The 15,888-nt window shown below is 51.5% G+C and carries 14 protein-coding genes; 5 read left to right on the top strand and 9 right to left on the bottom strand.

Features of this window, described 5'->3' with window-relative positions; all coding sequences use genetic code 11:
• Nucleotides 1-535: 535 nt before the first annotated feature.
• The 3 genes from HNQ57_RS05095 to HNQ57_RS05085 are packed head-to-tail and all read left to right on the top strand — an operon-like array spanning nt 536 to nt 2,031.
• Entirely contained in the window at nt 536-757 is a 222-nt protein-coding gene (locus HNQ57_RS05095) for a hypothetical protein (RefSeq protein ID WP_008253026.1), read from the top strand.
• Nucleotides 758-799: 42 nt separating this feature from the next.
• The gene (locus HNQ57_RS05090) at nt 800-1,723 is read left to right on the top strand and encodes a glutathione S-transferase family protein (protein ID WP_184461519.1); all 924 of its coding nucleotides are present in this window, start codon (nt 800-802) and stop codon (nt 1,721-1,723) included.
• 23 nt (nt 1,724-1,746) lie between these two features.
• Nucleotides 1,747-2,031 (top strand): hypothetical protein, encoded by a 285-nt coding sequence (locus tag HNQ57_RS05085; protein ID WP_184461518.1) that lies wholly within the window; start codon nt 1,747-1,749, stop codon nt 2,029-2,031.
• Between the two features lie 54 nt (nt 2,032-2,085).
• On the opposite strand, the gene dld is transcribed toward HNQ57_RS05085, so the two are convergent.
• The 4 genes from dld to HNQ57_RS05065 form a co-directional block, all read right to left on the bottom strand.
• Entirely contained in the window at nt 2,086-3,777 is a 1,692-nt protein-coding gene (gene dld / locus HNQ57_RS05080; protein WP_184461517.1) for a D-lactate dehydrogenase, read from the bottom strand.
• A 22-nt stretch (nt 3,778-3,799) separates the two neighbouring features.
• Complete coding sequence (locus HNQ57_RS05075) at nt 3,800-4,198, bottom strand: ribbon-helix-helix domain-containing protein (protein WP_008253021.1); 399 nt, start codon at nt 4,196-4,198, stop codon at nt 3,800-3,802.
• A gap of 27 nt (nt 4,199-4,225) precedes the next feature.
• Nucleotides 4,226-4,783 carry a DJ-1/PfpI family protein gene (locus HNQ57_RS05070; RefSeq protein ID WP_184461516.1) on the bottom strand — a complete coding sequence of 186 codons (558 nt, stop codon included), beginning with the start codon at nt 4,781-4,783 and terminating at the stop codon, nt 4,226-4,228.
• Between the two features lie 286 nt (nt 4,784-5,069).
• Nucleotides 5,070-7,526, bottom strand: coding sequence for a TonB-dependent receptor (locus HNQ57_RS05065; RefSeq protein WP_184461515.1), 2,457 nt, complete (start codon nt 7,524-7,526; stop codon nt 5,070-5,072).
• A 289-nt stretch (nt 7,527-7,815) separates the two neighbouring features.
• Between HNQ57_RS05065 and HNQ57_RS05060 the strand changes: the two genes are divergently transcribed.
• Nucleotides 7,816-8,838 (top strand): AraC family transcriptional regulator, encoded by a 1,023-nt coding sequence (locus HNQ57_RS05060; RefSeq protein WP_184461514.1) that lies wholly within the window; start codon nt 7,816-7,818, stop codon nt 8,836-8,838.
• A gap of 19 nt (nt 8,839-8,857) precedes the next feature.
• Here the strand turns inward: HNQ57_RS05060 and HNQ57_RS05055 are convergent, their stop codons facing one another.
• Both HNQ57_RS05055 and HNQ57_RS05050 read right to left on the bottom strand, forming a co-directional pair.
• Nucleotides 8,858-10,492, bottom strand: a complete 1,635-nt coding sequence (locus HNQ57_RS05055; protein ID WP_184461513.1) for a GMC family oxidoreductase — start codon at nt 10,490-10,492, stop codon at nt 8,858-8,860.
• Nucleotides 10,489-11,994 carry a flavin-containing monooxygenase gene (locus tag HNQ57_RS05050; protein WP_184461512.1) on the bottom strand — a complete coding sequence of 502 codons (1,506 nt, stop codon included), beginning with the start codon at nt 11,992-11,994 and terminating at the stop codon, nt 10,489-10,491. Before HNQ57_RS05050 ends, HNQ57_RS05055 begins: the two co-directional genes overlap by 4 nt.
• A 627-nt stretch (nt 11,995-12,621) precedes the next feature.
• Here HNQ57_RS05050 and HNQ57_RS05045 point away from each other — a divergent pair.
• On the top strand, nt 12,622-12,780 hold the full coding sequence (locus HNQ57_RS05045; protein WP_184461511.1) for a hypothetical protein: 159 nt from the start codon (nt 12,622-12,624) through the stop codon (nt 12,778-12,780).
• Nucleotides 12,781-12,837: 57 nt separating this feature from the next.
• Here HNQ57_RS05045 and HNQ57_RS05040 read toward each other — a convergent pair whose 3' ends face one another.
• The 3 genes from HNQ57_RS05040 to HNQ57_RS05030 form a co-directional block, all read right to left on the bottom strand.
• Entirely contained in the window at nt 12,838-13,479 is a 642-nt protein-coding gene (locus tag HNQ57_RS05040) for a DUF2959 domain-containing protein (protein ID WP_184461510.1), read from the bottom strand.
• Nucleotides 13,480-13,587: 108 nt separating this feature from the next.
• Nucleotides 13,588-14,679 carry a CNNM domain-containing protein gene (locus tag HNQ57_RS05035; protein ID WP_184461509.1) on the bottom strand — a complete coding sequence of 364 codons (1,092 nt, stop codon included), beginning with the start codon at nt 14,677-14,679 and terminating at the stop codon, nt 13,588-13,590.
• A gap of 152 nt (nt 14,680-14,831) precedes the next feature.
• A complete protein-coding gene (locus HNQ57_RS05030; protein WP_184461508.1) occupies nt 14,832-15,674 on the bottom strand; it encodes a DMT family transporter in 843 nt (280 codons plus the stop codon).
• Nucleotides 15,675-15,888: the final 214 nt, after the last annotated feature.

Genomic DNA, 15,888 nt, shown 5'->3' with positions numbered 1-15,888 from the left:
ACCTGATGGCTCTCTTAAGGGGAGACCCATCTAATGACAGGCTACCCGATATCAATCAGTTAAAGCTCATATGAAAGTTAACGGGACAGCAGTGGAATTAGATGATGATTTAGATCACTTCGTAAAGTTAGATTATGAGTTTACAACACGATCATGGTCTGGAAGTCGTGTGCCAATTTTAGAAAAGGAAAAAGAGTTCCTGATAAAACTTTCGTCGATTTTTACGTCTGTCAAACTTATTAATCATAAGGCCTACGTGGAAAAGCAAATAGACTATAAGATTAGCTACATCGAAAGTGAGAAGAAGAGAGATTTTTTGGAAAGCAGATAACGATTTATCATTATGAAATCAATCTGAATAAGCGGGTCGTAATTCTTGATTTTAATGTCGCTTGATGGCCGGATTTCGACATCGCGAAGATGGTTCAGGTAGCGTATACAAAGACCTAGCACTCGGAGCAATTTTCCTCTTCGCCACAAATTGTCCAGTGTTGCGAGCGTTCTGAATACCAACAGTTAAATAATGAGCATTAATATGACTGAAAAACTAAGCCCCTCTGCTTTAAACGCTTTAAAAATCGCGTTCACCTATATGCCAAAAGCCATCGAAGTCACTAAGTATGAGTATGGTGATGGCTACCAAAAGGTATTAGATCACGTTGAAACCGTGAGAGAAATTTTACTGATTAATGATGTAGACCCCGATGAGGTTTATGGCGATATAAACCCTGAGAATACGCCTAACTCTAGCTACTAATTTGCGAGTAGCTGTTTATTCATTAAGAGGCCGAGCGAAACAATGAACGATTCCATTATTCTGCATCACTACGAGAATTCGCCTTACGCGGAAAAAATTCGGCTGATGTTCGGTTTTACTAATACCCGCTGGCATTCATTGCTGTCACCTGTTTACCCGCCTCGGCCAAATGTCGATCCTTTAACGGGTGGCTACCGCCGAATTCCAGTAGCGCAGATTGGCGCCGACATCTTTTGTGATACCGCGCTTATTGCTCAGGAAGTGGCGACAGTAACAGGCTGCGCAGCGCTTGATCCTGCATCAGTCGAAGGCGATGCCTTGGCCTTGATGAAACAGGCGGAAGAAGAGGCCTTTTTTGCGGCGGTCGGAGCGGTGCCGCCGCTGCGACTGCTGGGCACCATGCTCAGAAGCTTCGGCCCCATCGGCACTTACCGTTTTGCCAAGGACCGGTCTAGCTTGTTACGCGGCGGCACAAGCCGACCGCCAGCGGCGGCCAAGGCGGCGGGTATTCTGCAGTCTTTTCTTGACGCCTTGGAGGCTAGACTGGCGGAATATCCCTGGGTCGGCGGTGATGCGCCATCGGTCGCCGATTTCGCATGCTTTCACCCGCTTTGGCTTCATGTGAGTTGCAATCGCAAGCCCCTGGCGGCGGGTGCAAACGTTCAGCGCTGGTACAAGGCGGTGGAAGAGTTTGGGCACGGCCAACGCAAGGAGGTAACACAGGCGGAGGCGTTTGAAGTGGCCAGAGCATCGGAGCCTCGGGCACTGCCCACCAGTACCGAGCAGGGTCTGCTGCAAATTGGGCAAGTGGTTCAGGTCGCACCGCTGGACTACGGCGTGGTGCCCGTCAGCGGAACGCTCGCGGCGGTTACTGAGAGCCGGATCGTTGTCGCTCGTGAGAGCAGCGAATTTGGAACACTGCATGTTCACTTTCCCCGCGCGGGTTATTCCCTGGTTGCGGGATGATTAACAGCGGCTCATAGCAAGCAATGAATACATGGCTAAAAGTAAACCTAGGTGATGCGATGCTCGCAACGGGCATGCTCGCTGATCTTGAGTCTCATCTCGCCCAGGTTTATGAGGAAGAAGGTAGGCCGTCCACTATGTTGGCGGTTTATCGTCATGAATCGAGTGATCTGCATTGCAGTGTGATGGTGTATTTAAGCGCCGATTTTCAGCGTGCAAGTTTGCTAGACAACGCAATTCATTGTGCGATGCCCGCTATGTCTGATTCTGGATTTTTGGCGGGTAATAAAGCGAGTATGAAGCAATAGGACACGGTGTGTTTTTGTGAGTGTTCGTGATCAAGGGCTTTCGTCATCTAAGACTTAGGCTTCGTCATAATTTAATTTTTTAGACATGCCGCCAATTCCGGCGTTCAGGGTGTTTGTTGGGTCTAGGGTTTTATAGTTATTCGCCAGTGCAGGCTTGGCGTGATAGTGATGCCCAACATTGTGCTCGGCGGGGTATTCTGCCCCGCGTTTTTCTAGCAGCGCTAGCAAGGCGTCTTTTACAGCTTGTACATCTTCCCCTTTGCGCACCAAGTAGTCTTGATGAAATACGTGGCATAGAAAGTGGCCGTAATAAAATTTATTCAGCAGCTTGCGGTTAAGCTCATCGGGTAGGGTTTCGAACCAGTCTGTGTCGTTGCGTTTTAAGGCAATATCTAGGGCGACGATGGGTTCTACGCGGTCATGGTGTATGGCTGCATATTGCACAGCAGCGCCTGCGGCGGCAAAGCGCAACAAGTAAGCCGACTTGGCCTCGGCCTCACTGCAAAGAAAATAATCCACATCGTGGTGTTGTTTCATATTTTCTAATACTAATTCTGTCTCTGCTTTTGCGGCATCTTTTACGCTGAGAATTAATTGATGTTCATACCTATTATTCCACTGGTGCAATACTTTAGGTGTCTGGCTCGGGAATAGCTTGGCCAGCCGGTATACCATTTTGTCGATAAAACCCTGGCTCAAAAAAGGTATGCGTCTGCAAACGGAATCTAGCTGGCGCTTAATATTAAAGAATTTAGGCAGCCAGTTTGTGCCTAGGTACTTAATTAATAGCACGGTGTCTCGGCCGTAGGCATCGGCGAGGGTAAAGATATCTCGGTGCAAGTACTCCGCATAAATCGGTAGGCTGGCGGTTTTTTCAAGTAAGTCTTTTCGGAGGAGCTGCAGGGCCTGGGTGGAGTTGCTGCCTAAATAAAAGCTGTGCTCTTTTTCATTTTTTACAAAGGTATCTACCCGCACCGCGAAAACAGCCAGCTTGCCAGCACAGCCGCTGGCTTTGTGTAAGCGTCTGGGGTCGGCATTAAACCGCGCGGGGGTGTCGCGTGTTGTCTCGCGCACCCAATTCGCATAATCGCGGTCAGACGCCAGCTTATTGGTGGTTTTGATATCCTCTAATGAATAATTTTTGTTCTGTAAGTTTGTCAGAATTTCTTCGGGTGTATTACCCAGCTCAATATCGAGTTCATTGATTAAGCTGAGGGTGCCATCGTCGTTGACCTGCGCATAGAGTGCGAGCTCGGTGTAAGCGGGGCCGCGTTCGACCAGCGCGCCGCCAGAGTTATTGCAAATGCCGCCAACGATTGACGCGCCAATACACGAGGAGCCAATCACCGAATGGGGTACGCGACCATAGGGTGCGAGGGTCTTTTCTAATGAAAATAAACTGGCGCCAGGAAAGGCAAGAATCTGCTGCTGTTGATCTAAAACATGTATGTCATTAATGCGCGAGGTGTTGATGATTACCGTGTCGCGGTCGCAGCCTTGGCTCGGCGTTGAGCCGCCGGTTAAGCCGGTATTGGCGGCTTGCATAATAACAATGATATTGGCTTTAACGCAGGCGTCGAGTAGCTGCCATTGCTGCCACAGCGTCGCTGGTTTGACAACGGCAAGGGCGGGGCCTTGCCCCTCACGAAAGCCAGTGCGAAAAGGGGCGGTGGCACGTTCGCTGGTCAGTACATGGCGTGAGCCAACAATTTTTTTAAAGCACGTAATGAGCGGCGAACGTGACATTATTTATCAAACCTAATTTTGACTAATTAATGGAGGGCTTATAATTAGGTGAACTGAACAGCGCTTTACGCTGACGGCTGCGCAATTGCTCTTGCTCTAATATATTTTGCGCATTCACCTCGCCGAGGGGCAGCTCGTCTTCTCTGGTGAGCTTGCCATCGGCGATCAGTGATAAGTAACGCGAACAGCACACTCGTAAAAAAGAGGTGAAGTTACTAATATCGTGATCAGCATCGAGGGATTCTAGGTAGAGCTTGGTAATCATTTGGTTAACCGTCATTTGGTCGCGAAATGATATTTCTTCTAGGGTGTCCCAAAAGAACTCTTCTAAGCGAATAGAGGTAACCACACCATCAATACGCAGCGACTTGGTGCGATAGCTCCATAGCTTGCTATCGGCATTGATAAAAAGCTGACACATAAATAGGCTCTCGATGCTAATTAAGACTTATAACAATGCCACAAATTGTTTCAACATGGCAGGATGCGCAGGCCAAGCCGGCGCTGTGACTAGAGTGCCGTCGGTGATGGCGCCATCCATGGGGAGTTCCACCCACAGCGCACCCGCCATGAGCATTTCGGGTTGGCAGGCTGGGTAGGCCGATATTTTTTTACCTTCAATTACACCTGCGGCGCTGAGTAACTGTGGGCCATGGCAAACAGATGCAATAGGTTTGTTGTTTGCAGCAAAGTGACGAATGATCTCAATCACTTTTGCATTTAGGCGCAAGTATTCTGGCGCGCGGCCACCAGGCAGATACAAGCCCTGGTAATCTTCGGGGTTGATGTCGTCGAAAGAGGCGTTAAGCACAAAGTTATGGCCGCGTTTTTCGGTATAGGTTTGGTCGCCTTCAAAGTCATGAATAGACGTTGCAATACTGTCGCCCGCTTTTTTATCAGGGCAAACCGCATCCACTTCGTGGCCCATGGCTAGTAGCGCCTGAAAGGGAACCATGTTCTCGTAGTCCTCTACAAAATCACCGGTAATGATTAAAACTTTAGCCATGTGTAAACCCTCTTAACGTTGGAATAAACAGCATTGCTGAATGAGGCTGGCTCAATCAGTAAAGCATTTTGAAAATCCATTGGATCACAGCGGCTAATTGCGGGGGTAATAAGGAAATACTACATGGGGAATTGTTTGATATTGGGATGGGGGGTGAAGCGTATTTTTGGCTGGGAAATCTCGCTCCCGCTATGTATCCGGTGAGTACGTAGCTCAATTAAGGGGTGAGCCAACAATTACCCGCTAATAGGGCTGTGGCGGCCAGATTAGCGGGCGCTTGGTAAGGCTAGAATTTAACTTGCACTTCCATGCCGTAGGTTCGCGGTTGGCCTGCGAGGTATTGGTCGAAACCAAAGCCCGCTTGCAGGTTTATTGCGTAGCTGTCGTACTCTTCTTCTAGCAGGTTTTTACCCCACACCGACACGCTGTAACTGCCGTCGTTGGCGTACCAGCTCAGGCGGCCGTTATACAGCCAATAGGCGTCTTGGCGAATATTTTCATAGCCGTACTGGTCGTTGTAGGCGCTATACCATTGGTCGTCTTGAAAGTTGGCATTGCCATTCACACTTAAATATCCGTATTCCGTAATCAGCAAGTCGTAATCAATAGAAACGCTGAAGTTAAGTTTTGGCGCCGAAATTAATTCATTACCAGACAGATCCACGCGGTCTTCTTGGTCGGCAATGGTTTCGGTATTGGCGAGGGTAAGCTCGGTGTACTCGGTGTCGAGCAAGCCAATGGCCGACTGCACGGTGAGGCGTTCAGTAATACGCGCCCACAATTCCGCCTCTAGCCCCATAATCTGCGAGCCGCCGGCGTTTTCCAAAAAGTTGGAAATACCGACTACGTTAATGAACTGCTGATTGGTGTAGTCGTACAGGAACGCGGCCGCGTTCAAGCGCACACTGCCTTCGGCCATATCGGCTTTAAAGCCGACTTCGTAGGCGTCGATATATTCTGGCGAGGCGTAGGCGGTTTCCAGTGGCCGAGGTTGGTAGTAAACGCCGCCGTTATAGCTACCGGCGCGGTAACCACGACTGGCGCTACCGTAAACCATGAAGTCGTCGTTAACGCGGTAATCTAAACCAATTTTGCCGGTGAACTCTTTTTCTGGGGCATTCAATTCTGGTGCAGAATCTAGGGTGTAAGCGCCGTGGGTGTAGCCGGTGTTTTGATAGGTGGCTAAATCACCGGGATTGGCCAGTAAGTTTTGAATATCAAACACCGTAATAGGCAGGGTGATCCAAGCATTGTCGACGCCGGTGGTGTTGCCAGGTACGTAACTGCCCTGGGGTGTGCCGTCATTGGCAAGCCGCGAGATGTTTAGGTAGCTTAATTTACTTTCGTCGCGGGTGTAGCGCAGGCCAATGTCCATGCCGAAATTAGCACTGAAATCAAAGCGCATTTGGGTATAGGCCGCCGCGCTGGTCTTCTCGGTTTCTAGGCGCTGATCGATCATGCCGAAGTCGATTAAGTAGGGAAAAATCGGAATGGTGTCGGGCTTGGCGTAGCCAACGCGTAAATCGGGCGCTTGGTCAAAAATATCGTAAATATTCTGCATGTATAAATCTTCACTGCCGTAATACACGCCAGCAATGATGTTGAACATGCCGTCGAAGTTTGAGGTGAAGCGCAGGTCTTGGCTAAAGCTCAACGAGTCTGATGACCACTTTATTTCTAGCAAGCCGTTGGGGCTGCCGTCGGTGTCAGCCATTTGATAGTAGTCGGCGTCGAGATAGGAGCTGACCGAGGTAATGGTATAGCTGTCGCTACTGTAATTCATGGTCAGCACGGCGAGGTCGCTTGTGGTGACGAGTGCGCCTATCGCGTTAGATTCCGTCTCGTGAAAATCGAGATTGCGACTGCCACGGGAGTAGCCGATATAGTCGATAAAGCCATTAGAGTCGCCCTCTAAACCGCTGCCGCGCAAATCAGTGCGGGCTTCATTGCGGGGTGGGGTGCTCAGTGCGTCGTTCTTAGATTGGGTGATTTTTAATACGGCGTCGATTTTATCGCTAATAAGCCAGTTTATTCCCAACCGCAGGCCTTTAAAGTCGGTTTGCGCGGCATTGGTGTCTTGGCCGACGACGTTCACATAGCCGTCGTCGCGCTTCATGCTACCGGCGATACGTGCCGCTAAGACACCAGGGATTAGCTCGCGCTCGGTGCCGCCCTCGATGGACGTGGCGCCGTAGCTACCCGCGCCAGCCTTGATAAAGCTGCCGCCTTCTCCGCCAAAGCCAGGGGTGCGGGTAATAATGTTAATGGCGCCACCCGTGGTGTTTTTACCGTAGAGCGTGCCCTGTGGCCCGCGCAAAACCTCGAGCCGCTCTATATCAAAAAAGCTGGCGCCGTGACTGTAAACCGGTGCCAAATAGGCTTCGTCTACGTAAACGCCGATGGGGCTGGCTTGGTTGGAGCTGTAGTCAGACATGCTAACGCCACGAATCGAAAAGATCGGCTGCACATCACCATAAGGGCCGCTGACCTGCATATTGGGGACTTGCGCAGACACATCATTGGCGTTTTCAAAACCGAGCTTGTCGAGCATATCGGCCGTGACGCCGGTGACCGCAATAGGGATGTCCTGGGCACTTTCACTGCGCTTTTGGGCCGTGACCAATACCTCTTCGAGCGCTGGTGCGGCGACAGTTTGGCTGGCGGCGAGCAGGGCAATACCGCTAATTCCGGTATTGAGTAAAAGTCGGGTATAAAAAGGGCGAGTTGGATTGGATCGGACCACAGATTTCTCCTCGGAATAACGGTGTACATTGCGCAAGTACAAAACAAAGGTTTAGAACGGCGCGGTACAAGGAATTTTATTTATTATTTATCTAACTTACGGCGCAAGTCTTAGCGACTCGCCGCTTTTTTGTATGCGAAGCACAGTCTAATTGATAAGCTATGTTGAATTTCGGACATTATTAGCGCCTTGCAGACATTGTTACGGTTTGGCGCTGTCTGCGTTAATTCCCTTATCAGCAGATCCTACGCCAATTTAGGGTGTATGGATCCTCTGGATGAGCATCACTATGAAAAGTTGGGATTTTTGTCGGAGTATCACCAGTGTGCAGATCCTGGTGTCGCTGGGTTTAGAGCACGGCGCGGCACTCGATCGACTATTGCTAAATACCGCGCTGGATCAGGCTAGCATAGATAACCCAGAGACGGTGGTGGAGGCGAGTGCCGAAATGGCGGTGGTGCGCAATTTACTCCGCGAGCTGCCCCATGTGGCTAACTTGGGGCTTCTTGCGGGGGAGCGCTACCATCTCTCTGCGTATGGTATTTGGGGTTTTGCGCTGGCCAGCAGCCCCACAGCGCGCAAGGCGGTAGAGCTATCGCAAACCTACCAAGAGCTGACGTTTGTGTTCTCGGGTTTTACGGTAGAAGAGCACGATGACTATGCGATTCTGGTGTTTGATAACACGGATGTTCCCGATGATGTGCGGCTGTTCTCTATTGAGCGCGAAATTCACGCTGCCATGATTATTATCCGTGAAATGATCGGCAATAATATGGGCGAGGAGTGGGTGCGGTTCCAGCACCCGCGCCCAGAGAATGCCGAGCTGTATGATCAGTGTTTTCGGGGGCGAGTCGATTTTTCTGCCGAGCGCAATGAACTGCTATTTCCGCGCAGCGCATTAGACAAGTCTCGCGCGGTGGGTAATCTTGCTACCGCGAGCTTGTTAGACAAACAGTGCTCAGAGCTTATCGCCAAGCGCAGCGCGCGACGAGGCTTGTCGGGCAAGGTGCGGGATATTCTGCTGTGCCAGCGACCTATGTCGATGGACATGGAGTTAGTGGCCGACGCCTTGTGTATGACTTCGCGTACCATGCGCCGTAAATTGGCCGCCGAAAACACTTCATTCCGCCAGCTGGTCGATGAAATTCGCCTGAGCCTCGCAGAAGAGATGCTGACCGGTACCCGACTCAGTGTTGAACAAATTGCTGAGCGCTTAAATTACGCCGATGCCTCGAGCTTCTCCCAAGCGTTTAAGCGCATGAGTGGCCATACGCCGGGCATGCTGCGCAAGCAGGGCCAAGGCGCGGCGTGATCACTGGGGTTATTCCACCTTAGGCTTCGCTTACAGCTGGAATCGCGTGTTTCGCGGGAATAAAACTCATCGCTCTTTCGGTTAAGGCGGTAATCGTCAGGCTCGGGTTTACCCCAAGATTAGCCCCTAACATTGACCCGTCACAGACATAGGCATTGTCATAGCCAAACAAACGGTTTTGGCTGTCGATCACCCCCGTCTGCGCAGAGCTGCCCATGCCACAGCCACCCATGCAATGCGCGGTAGTGGGAATATTAAAAAACAATTCCGATACCATGCTCGCGCCGATACCATCGAGTTGCTTGGCGCTGTCGGCAACAAATTTATTGGCGGCGGGAATAAACGAGGGAATGGGCTGACCCTCGGTTTGTAACACCTTGGTAAAAGGCCAATACCACGGCCGCCGGTAGCGCATATTCAAATGCCCGTCGATGGTCTGCATACACAAAAAGATTATGGTTTGCTTGGCAAAGCCGAAGGGGTTGCAGCCGCGCACGGTTTTGAGTGGATGGCGCAGCAGTGAACCCAATAAGGTAAAAAACCACAGGAAGGTGCGACCAATACCCGGTGTACCGCCAGTCAGCGGCGTAAACAATAAGCTGAGCAAATCGTGACCTTTGCCGTAGCGAGTGGCTTCTATATGGGTGTATTCATCGAGATAAAATCCAGAACCGATGGCCACGCCTTTCGACATGTCTTCGCCGCCGGGAAAGCGCAGCGCCAGTAAGGATTCAGCGTTGGTGCGCACCCGATTGCCCAGCTCATCTGAAATCTTCGGCATGGCGCCAGATTGTTTGAGTTTAAATAAGAGTTCTTGAGTGCCTAGCGAGCTTGCCGCGAAAATAATTTTTTTGGCGGTGAAGCGCTTCCGATTTTTAGAAAATAAGGCGGTACCGTGCTGAGTAAAAACCTCATAGCCGTCTTTGCCATCGCTATTGTTTAAAGGCCGGACATCGCTTACGCGAGTTTCTTCATGAACTTTGGCGCCTTTGGCTTCGGCAAGGTAAAGATAATTTTTATCCAGGGAGTTTTTAGCATTGTGTACGCAGCCAGTCATGCAACTGCCACAGCCAATGCAGCTGTGACGCTCTGGACCTTCGCCGTTAAAATAAGGATCTGGGTAGCGTTTTCCGCCGCTGGTGTCGTCGGCATCGCCAAAGAACACGCCAACATCGGTGGAGTAAAACGTATCGCCACGGCCCTGATGTTCGGCCATTTTTTTAAGGGCGTGATCGGCCGCAGCGAGGCGTTTATTTTTGTTAACGCCAAGCATTTTTTTCGCGGTGGCGTAGTGCGCGGGCATGACCGCCTGCCAGTTGTCTAGGCCGCGCCAGCTGCCGTCAGTCCACACTGATTCTGGCGGCACGAGCAGGGTGTTGGCATAGGTTACCGAACCACCGCCCACGGCGTTGCCGTGCAAGACCATAACATGGCGAAAAAAGCGCAGACTAAAAAAGCCTTTTAAGCCCAGCATTGGTCGCCACAAAAAATTCCATATCTTCCAATTGGTCGACGGCATATTTTCTGGGGACCAGCGTCGGCCCATTTCAATTACGCCAACGCGATAGCCTTTTTCCGTTAAGCGCAGGGCAGAGACGCTGCCACCAAATCCTGAGCCGATAATAATCACATCGTAATCGTACTGCTGACTCATTGTGTGGCCTCTGTGCTTGGCGTAGCGAAAATATAATCAGACTGTTTAAAGTCGCGATTGCGGCGTCTGAAACTAAAGGTAAATCCTGGCCAAAGCTGGGTGATTTTACCTGAGCGATGTTTATACCAGCTGTCACAACCGTTGGCCCACACCGAACCGCCAAGCCGGGTTTGTAGTTCGCGATTATAGGTATCTTGAACTTCTTCGCGCACTTCCACGGTTGTCGATGACACCTCGTTTGCGGCCTCAAGAACTCGGCTGATGGCCGCGATCTGGGTTTCGATCATGTATACCATAGAGCTGTGGCCTAAGGTGACATTGGGGCCAACAATAAAAAAGAAGTTCGGAAAGCCGTGCACACTTGAGCCCAAATAGGCTTCTTCGCCATCGGCCCACACATCGGCTAACACGCGTCCGTCTCGGCCATGGATCATGGTGGCAATGGGGTTCTCGGTGGCGTAAAAGCCGGTGCCAAAAATAATGCAATCGACCTCGCGCTCGCTACCATCTTTACTAATAATACTGGTGCTCGTAATTTCTTGAATGCCGCTGGTTTCAACTTCAACATTGGGCTTTTGTAGCGCGGGATACCAATCATTTGAAATTAAGATTCGCTTACAACCAATCGGAAATGTCGGTGTTAAACTTTTACGCAAGCTGGGGTCGGCAACCTGACGACGAATATTCCACGTGGCCGTGATGCGGAACAGCTTCATTAGCGCCGGGTGCAAAACCATGCCGAGCACCCGCATTTCGTTCTGGCAATAAATTTTGGCGCGCAGCAATTTACGGGTGATCGGCAGGCGCTTGAAAAGCCATTTCTCAAAGCGGCGGTAGGCGCGATCATGGCGCGGCAGAATCCAGTTTGGGGTGCGCTGGAAAACCGAAAGTTTTGCGGGCTTATCGGCAATTTGCGGCACAAATTGAATGGCCGAGGCGCCGGTACCTATAACGGCGACCCGCTTACCGTCGAGGGAATAATTGTGATCCCAGGTGGCGGAATGAAAATGATGACCGCCAAAGTTTTCGACGCCGGGAATATCGGGCAACTTGGGCTCCGCTAAACCGCCATTGCCGCAAACCACAAACCGGGCACGAAAATCGCCGCCGCTGGTTTTGACCAACCAGTGGCCACTGTCTTGCTGATAATGCGCCGCCGTGAGGGTATGAGAAAAGCGGATGTGGGGTCGCAGGTTCCACTTGTCGGTCACGTTTTGCAAATAGGCTTCTAACTCCGGCTGCGTTGGGTATACCCGCGACCACTCCGTGTTTGGTTCAAAGGAGAAAGAATAAAGATGTGAGGGCACGTCGCAGGCGGCGCCGGGATAGCGATTGTCCCGCCACGTGCCGCCAACATCGCTGGCGCGCTCAATAATAATAAAATCATCAATGCCCATTTCTTTTAAACGAATAGCCATGCCCAGACCGGCAAAACCAGTGCCGACAATCACAAGATGAGTGTCAGTAACGTTGTTGGCATTATGTTGTGGTCGTTGGCTCATATCGGCGGCCTGTTATTGTTTTGGTAAAGGGTGAATTTGCAGCCTCTATCCTAAAGTGGCGTAGGAAAACCACCATGCGCCTAACGGACATAACTGTAGAATTTCGGACATATTGGGTCGCGCCATCCTACCCGCGCTGGTATCCACTACCTCTCTCGTCATATCAGCCTCCGAGCCGGTATCCATGGTTGTGGCCGTGGCGTAGTTCAGTGGTATATGGATGCCGGATCAAGCCCGGCATGACGGGGTGTGGGGTCGTACCGGACCTCGCGCAGGTATCCACTACCTCACTCGTCATACCGGCCTCCGAGCCGGTATCCATGGTTGTGGCCGTGGCGTAGTTCAGTGGCCTATGGATGCCGGGAGAAGTCCGGCATGACGGGGTGTGGGGTCGTACCGGACCTAGCGCAGGTAGCCACTACCCCCTCGTCATACCGGCCCCCGAGCCGGTATCCATGGTTGTGGCCGTGGCATAGTTCAGTGGTATATGGATGCCGGATCAAGTCCGGCATGACAGGGTGTGAAGTCATACCGGACTTCGTGCAGGTATCCACTACCTCACTCGTCATACCGGCCCCCGAGCCGGTATCCATGGTTGTGGCCGTGACGTAGTTCGGTAGTATATGGATGCCGGATCAAGTCCGGCATGACGGGGTGTGGGGTCGTACCGGAACTCGCGCAGGTATCCACTACCCCTCTCGTCATACCGGCCCCCGAGCCAGTATCCATGGCTGTGGCAGTGACGTGGTTCAGTGGTCTATGGATGCCGAATCAAGTCCGGCATGACGGGGTGTCGCTCGCGTGTTTAAGCGTTTACCGTCTCCCGTCAAGCATCTCCCATGCCTACTTAAGCTGCTTTATAAAGGCGTCAGATTCCCGGATGGCTTTTTCCATCGCGCCAATCAACTGCTGAACATCGCGGTCGATTCCCGCCAGTTCACCTTTAAGTGCGCCAATCGCCGACGCGTTTAAATTGTGTTTGAGGTACAGCACATTATCGCGCAGGGCATTGAGTACAGGGTCTATGCTCTTTTCGGCGCGGCGCATAGATTTAATCAACGCGGTGTACTGGCGCTTGGTGGCTTGCAGCTTATTGGCGCTGTCGCTGCGTAGGCGGGCATTAGTGTAGAGTTTGAGCTCGTCCTGCCATTCGTCGAATAAGGCCTCGGCCACAGACTCCACTTTGTTAATTCGATCTGAGACTTCTTTAGCGGCGGCTTCGCTGTCTTCGAACTCGCTATTCAGGCGATTGTAGTGGGTCTCCAAATTGCCGCCATCGAAGCTCACCACCGACCTAAACTCAGTTAAGGCGTCTTTAAATTGTTCCTGCGCTTCTTTTTGCGCATCCTTCGCTTCACCGACCCGATCAACCAATATGTCACGTTTGTGAACGCCCACTTTCTCCATGGCGTTGTAGTAGGTGGACTCACAGCCACTCATTGAGATCATGGCCGTGGCGGTAAGCAGCAGTATTAAAAAGCGCATGGTGTGTCCTAAAGCATTATTAGTATCGGTGTTAATGTTAGCCTGCATGGCGAGGTGCCGCAAATACCCTCGGCAATAAGCCGTTACTGTACGGAGCTAACGTCCAGTTTAAGGCTTGGAGTCTGGCGTATTGGCACCTGCGGCCGCGCTGATCTTCTCATCGTCAAACACCCCCAAACGCCGCGCTCGCTTCGCCCATAACTCCCGAGCAAGGGTTTGCATATGTTCAGTGGTGTCGGTCTCATCAACAATTTGCATGCCGATCATGGTTTCGATGAGATCTTCGACGGTGACCAGGCCCATAACACTGCCGTATTCGTTAACCACGAGCGCCATTTGCACGCGGGTTTCGATGAGATTTTGCAGTAGCTCGGATGTCAGGAGGGTCTCCGGTACAACGAGCAAATCCCGTCGCAAGCTGCTAAGCGGCGCATAGGGGCTTCGCGTCATTGCCTGCATCAGCTCATCTTTGCGTATATAACCGCTAATATTGTCGGCGTCTTCGCTATAAATCGGAATCCGTGAAAAGGGAATGTCTTCGTGGCCGTCGAGTATGGCTTTCACACTGGTGTTTTCTTCCAAACTGAAAATGACCAGTCGCGGGGTCATCACGTCTCGGGCCTGAAGTGAGCGAAAGCGAATTAAGCTGGTGACTGCATCTGCTTCTTCTTGATCTAAAATGCCCTCGCTAACGGCGACCTCGGCGAGCGCAACGAACTCTTCACGGCTAATGGAATGGGCGCTATCACCATGCGACAACAGTTTGGTGATTCCCTGGGCCATAACCACCAAGGGGTACATAGACCACATCACACCGCGTAGAGTAATCGCGCATAACGGCGCGAGCTTACGCCAATATAAGGCGCCCAATGTTTTAGGAATAATTTCAGAAACAATTAAAATAAGCAGAGTTAACACCGCAGAAATAACACCAAAATAAACCTCACCAAATAAAGCGGTTGCCTGCGCGCCAGCGCCAGCAGCACCCACGGTATGGGCGATGGTGTTCAAACTTAGAATCGCGGCAAGGGGACGGTCGATATCGGTTTTGTATTCACGCCACAAAACCCCATTTTTATGTCCACGACGTTCTTCGGCGGCGATATACGAGGGGGTAACACTCAGTAATACCGCCTCTAATACCGAGCATAAAAAAGACACGCTCAAGGCAATACCAATATAGACCAGTAATAAAATCATGCTAATACCAGAGTGCTAAAAGAACTTGATTGCCGCATTGCTGGCGAGCAAAGTCAAGGCTTAGTGCTAGGGCCAACATTAAGATTTACAGGTCTAGAGGAAGTCATTTGAGGCAGTGCTACTAATGGATTCAGTAGCGATATTTGAGCGTCTCAGGCGCGCGGTTTGCTCATAATAAAAAGTGCTATGCCACCCAGTACCGCAATTGAGGCCAAGCTAAAGCGCAGTGTTATCGCCTCGCCCAAGAATAGCACCCCGCCGAGTGCGGCAAGTATCGGTACGCTTAGTTGAATCGTTGCGGCGCGACTCGCGGGCAGAGCGGGTAGAACTGCATACCATAAGGCGTAACCCAGCCCAGATGCCAAGGCGCCAGATGCTGCGGCATAGGCTAAGCCAAGGCTAGTCACCGGCTGTGAATCACGCATAAGTAAAAACAGGACGACGGCAAAGGGAGTAGCGCGCAGGAAATTACCGGCAGTCGCGACGCTCGGCTCACTAGCGTTGCGCCCCAGCAGAGAATACACACCCCAGCAAACGCCGCCGGTGATCATAATAAGCGCGCCGAGCAAGGGTGGCGCTTCGACACCTGGCAACATTAGCCAAATAAGCCCAGCACTGGCGGCAATAGCGCCACTAATTTGCAGGTGGCTCAGGCGTTCACCGCGCCATAAGCCATAGCCAATCATGGTTGTTTGCACCGCGCCAAATAATAATAGCGCACCGGTACCCGCGCTTAAACTCACATAGGCAAATGAGAATGCCGCGGCATAGCCAAACAATGCAGCGGCCGCTAGCCAACTGCCGCCAAGGGTGTAGCGGCGAAATTGGATGAGCAATAGTATGCTGAGTACCAGCGCACCCGAAACGATACGCACTAAGGTAAAACTGGACGCGTCGATATGGCCGGCAGCCAGTGCTTCACGGCACAGCAGTGAATTTGCCGCAAACGCCAGCATGGTGATTAGAGTAAGAATCGCTAAACGCAGGCGCGACATTGTGTACTCCATTGCGTGAGAATAGATGGCGCTGTTCGCACCAGACCAACAGTTTACTGAATTCAGCGCCGGAGATACTTAAACTTTTACGCTAATGTGAGATGGGCATGGTGAACCGGTGCAGAATAATGCGGCGGTATCGGTGGTGACTACGCAATACCCAGGCTATTTGCGTTACAGTAGTCGCGCTGTGTTTAATCGTTTCAATGCCGAC

It is taken from the genome of Zhongshania antarctica (assembly GCF_014202945.1).
Lineage (GTDB): Bacteria > Pseudomonadota > Gammaproteobacteria > Pseudomonadales > Spongiibacteraceae > Spongiibacter > Spongiibacter antarcticus.
Note: the sequence above shows the minus strand (reverse complement) of the source record. Positions and strands in the feature narration are given on the sequence as shown.

Excerpts from the sequence above, each read along its gene's own strand:
- HNQ57_RS05095 (WP_008253026.1), top strand. The coding sequence starts at position 536 with ATGACTGAAAAACTAAGCCCCTCTGCTTTAAACGCTTTAAAAATCGCG.
- HNQ57_RS05090 (WP_184461519.1), top strand. The coding sequence starts at position 800 with ATGAACGATTCCATTATTCTGCATCACTACGAGAATTCGCCTTACGCG.
- HNQ57_RS05085 (WP_184461518.1), top strand. The coding sequence starts at position 1,747 with ATGAATACATGGCTAAAAGTAAACCTAGGTGATGCGATGCTCGCAACG.
- dld (WP_184461517.1), bottom strand. The coding sequence starts at position 3,777 with ATGTCACGTTCGCCGCTCATTACGTGCTTTAAAAAAATTGTTGGCTCA.
- HNQ57_RS05075 (WP_008253021.1), bottom strand. The coding sequence starts at position 4,198 with ATGTGTCAGCTTTTTATCAATGCCGATAGCAAGCTATGGAGCTATCGC.
- HNQ57_RS05070 (WP_184461516.1), bottom strand. The coding sequence starts at position 4,783 with ATGGCTAAAGTTTTAATCATTACCGGTGATTTTGTAGAGGACTACGAG.
- HNQ57_RS05060 (WP_184461514.1), top strand. The coding sequence starts at position 7,816 with ATGAAAAGTTGGGATTTTTGTCGGAGTATCACCAGTGTGCAGATCCTG.
- HNQ57_RS05055 (WP_184461513.1), bottom strand. The coding sequence starts at position 10,492 with ATGAGTCAGCAGTACGATTACGATGTGATTATTATCGGCTCAGGATTT.
- HNQ57_RS05050 (WP_184461512.1), bottom strand. The coding sequence starts at position 11,994 with ATGAGCCAACGACCACAACATAATGCCAACAACGTTACTGACACTCAT.
- HNQ57_RS05045 (WP_184461511.1), top strand. The coding sequence starts at position 12,622 with ATGCCGGATCAAGTCCGGCATGACGGGGTGTGGGGTCGTACCGGAACT.
- HNQ57_RS05040 (WP_184461510.1), bottom strand. The coding sequence starts at position 13,479 with ATGCGCTTTTTAATACTGCTGCTTACCGCCACGGCCATGATCTCAATG.
- HNQ57_RS05035 (WP_184461509.1), bottom strand. The coding sequence starts at position 14,679 with ATGATTTTATTACTGGTCTATATTGGTATTGCCTTGAGCGTGTCTTTT.
- HNQ57_RS05030 (WP_184461508.1), bottom strand. The coding sequence starts at position 15,674 with ATGTCGCGCCTGCGTTTAGCGATTCTTACTCTAATCACCATGCTGGCG.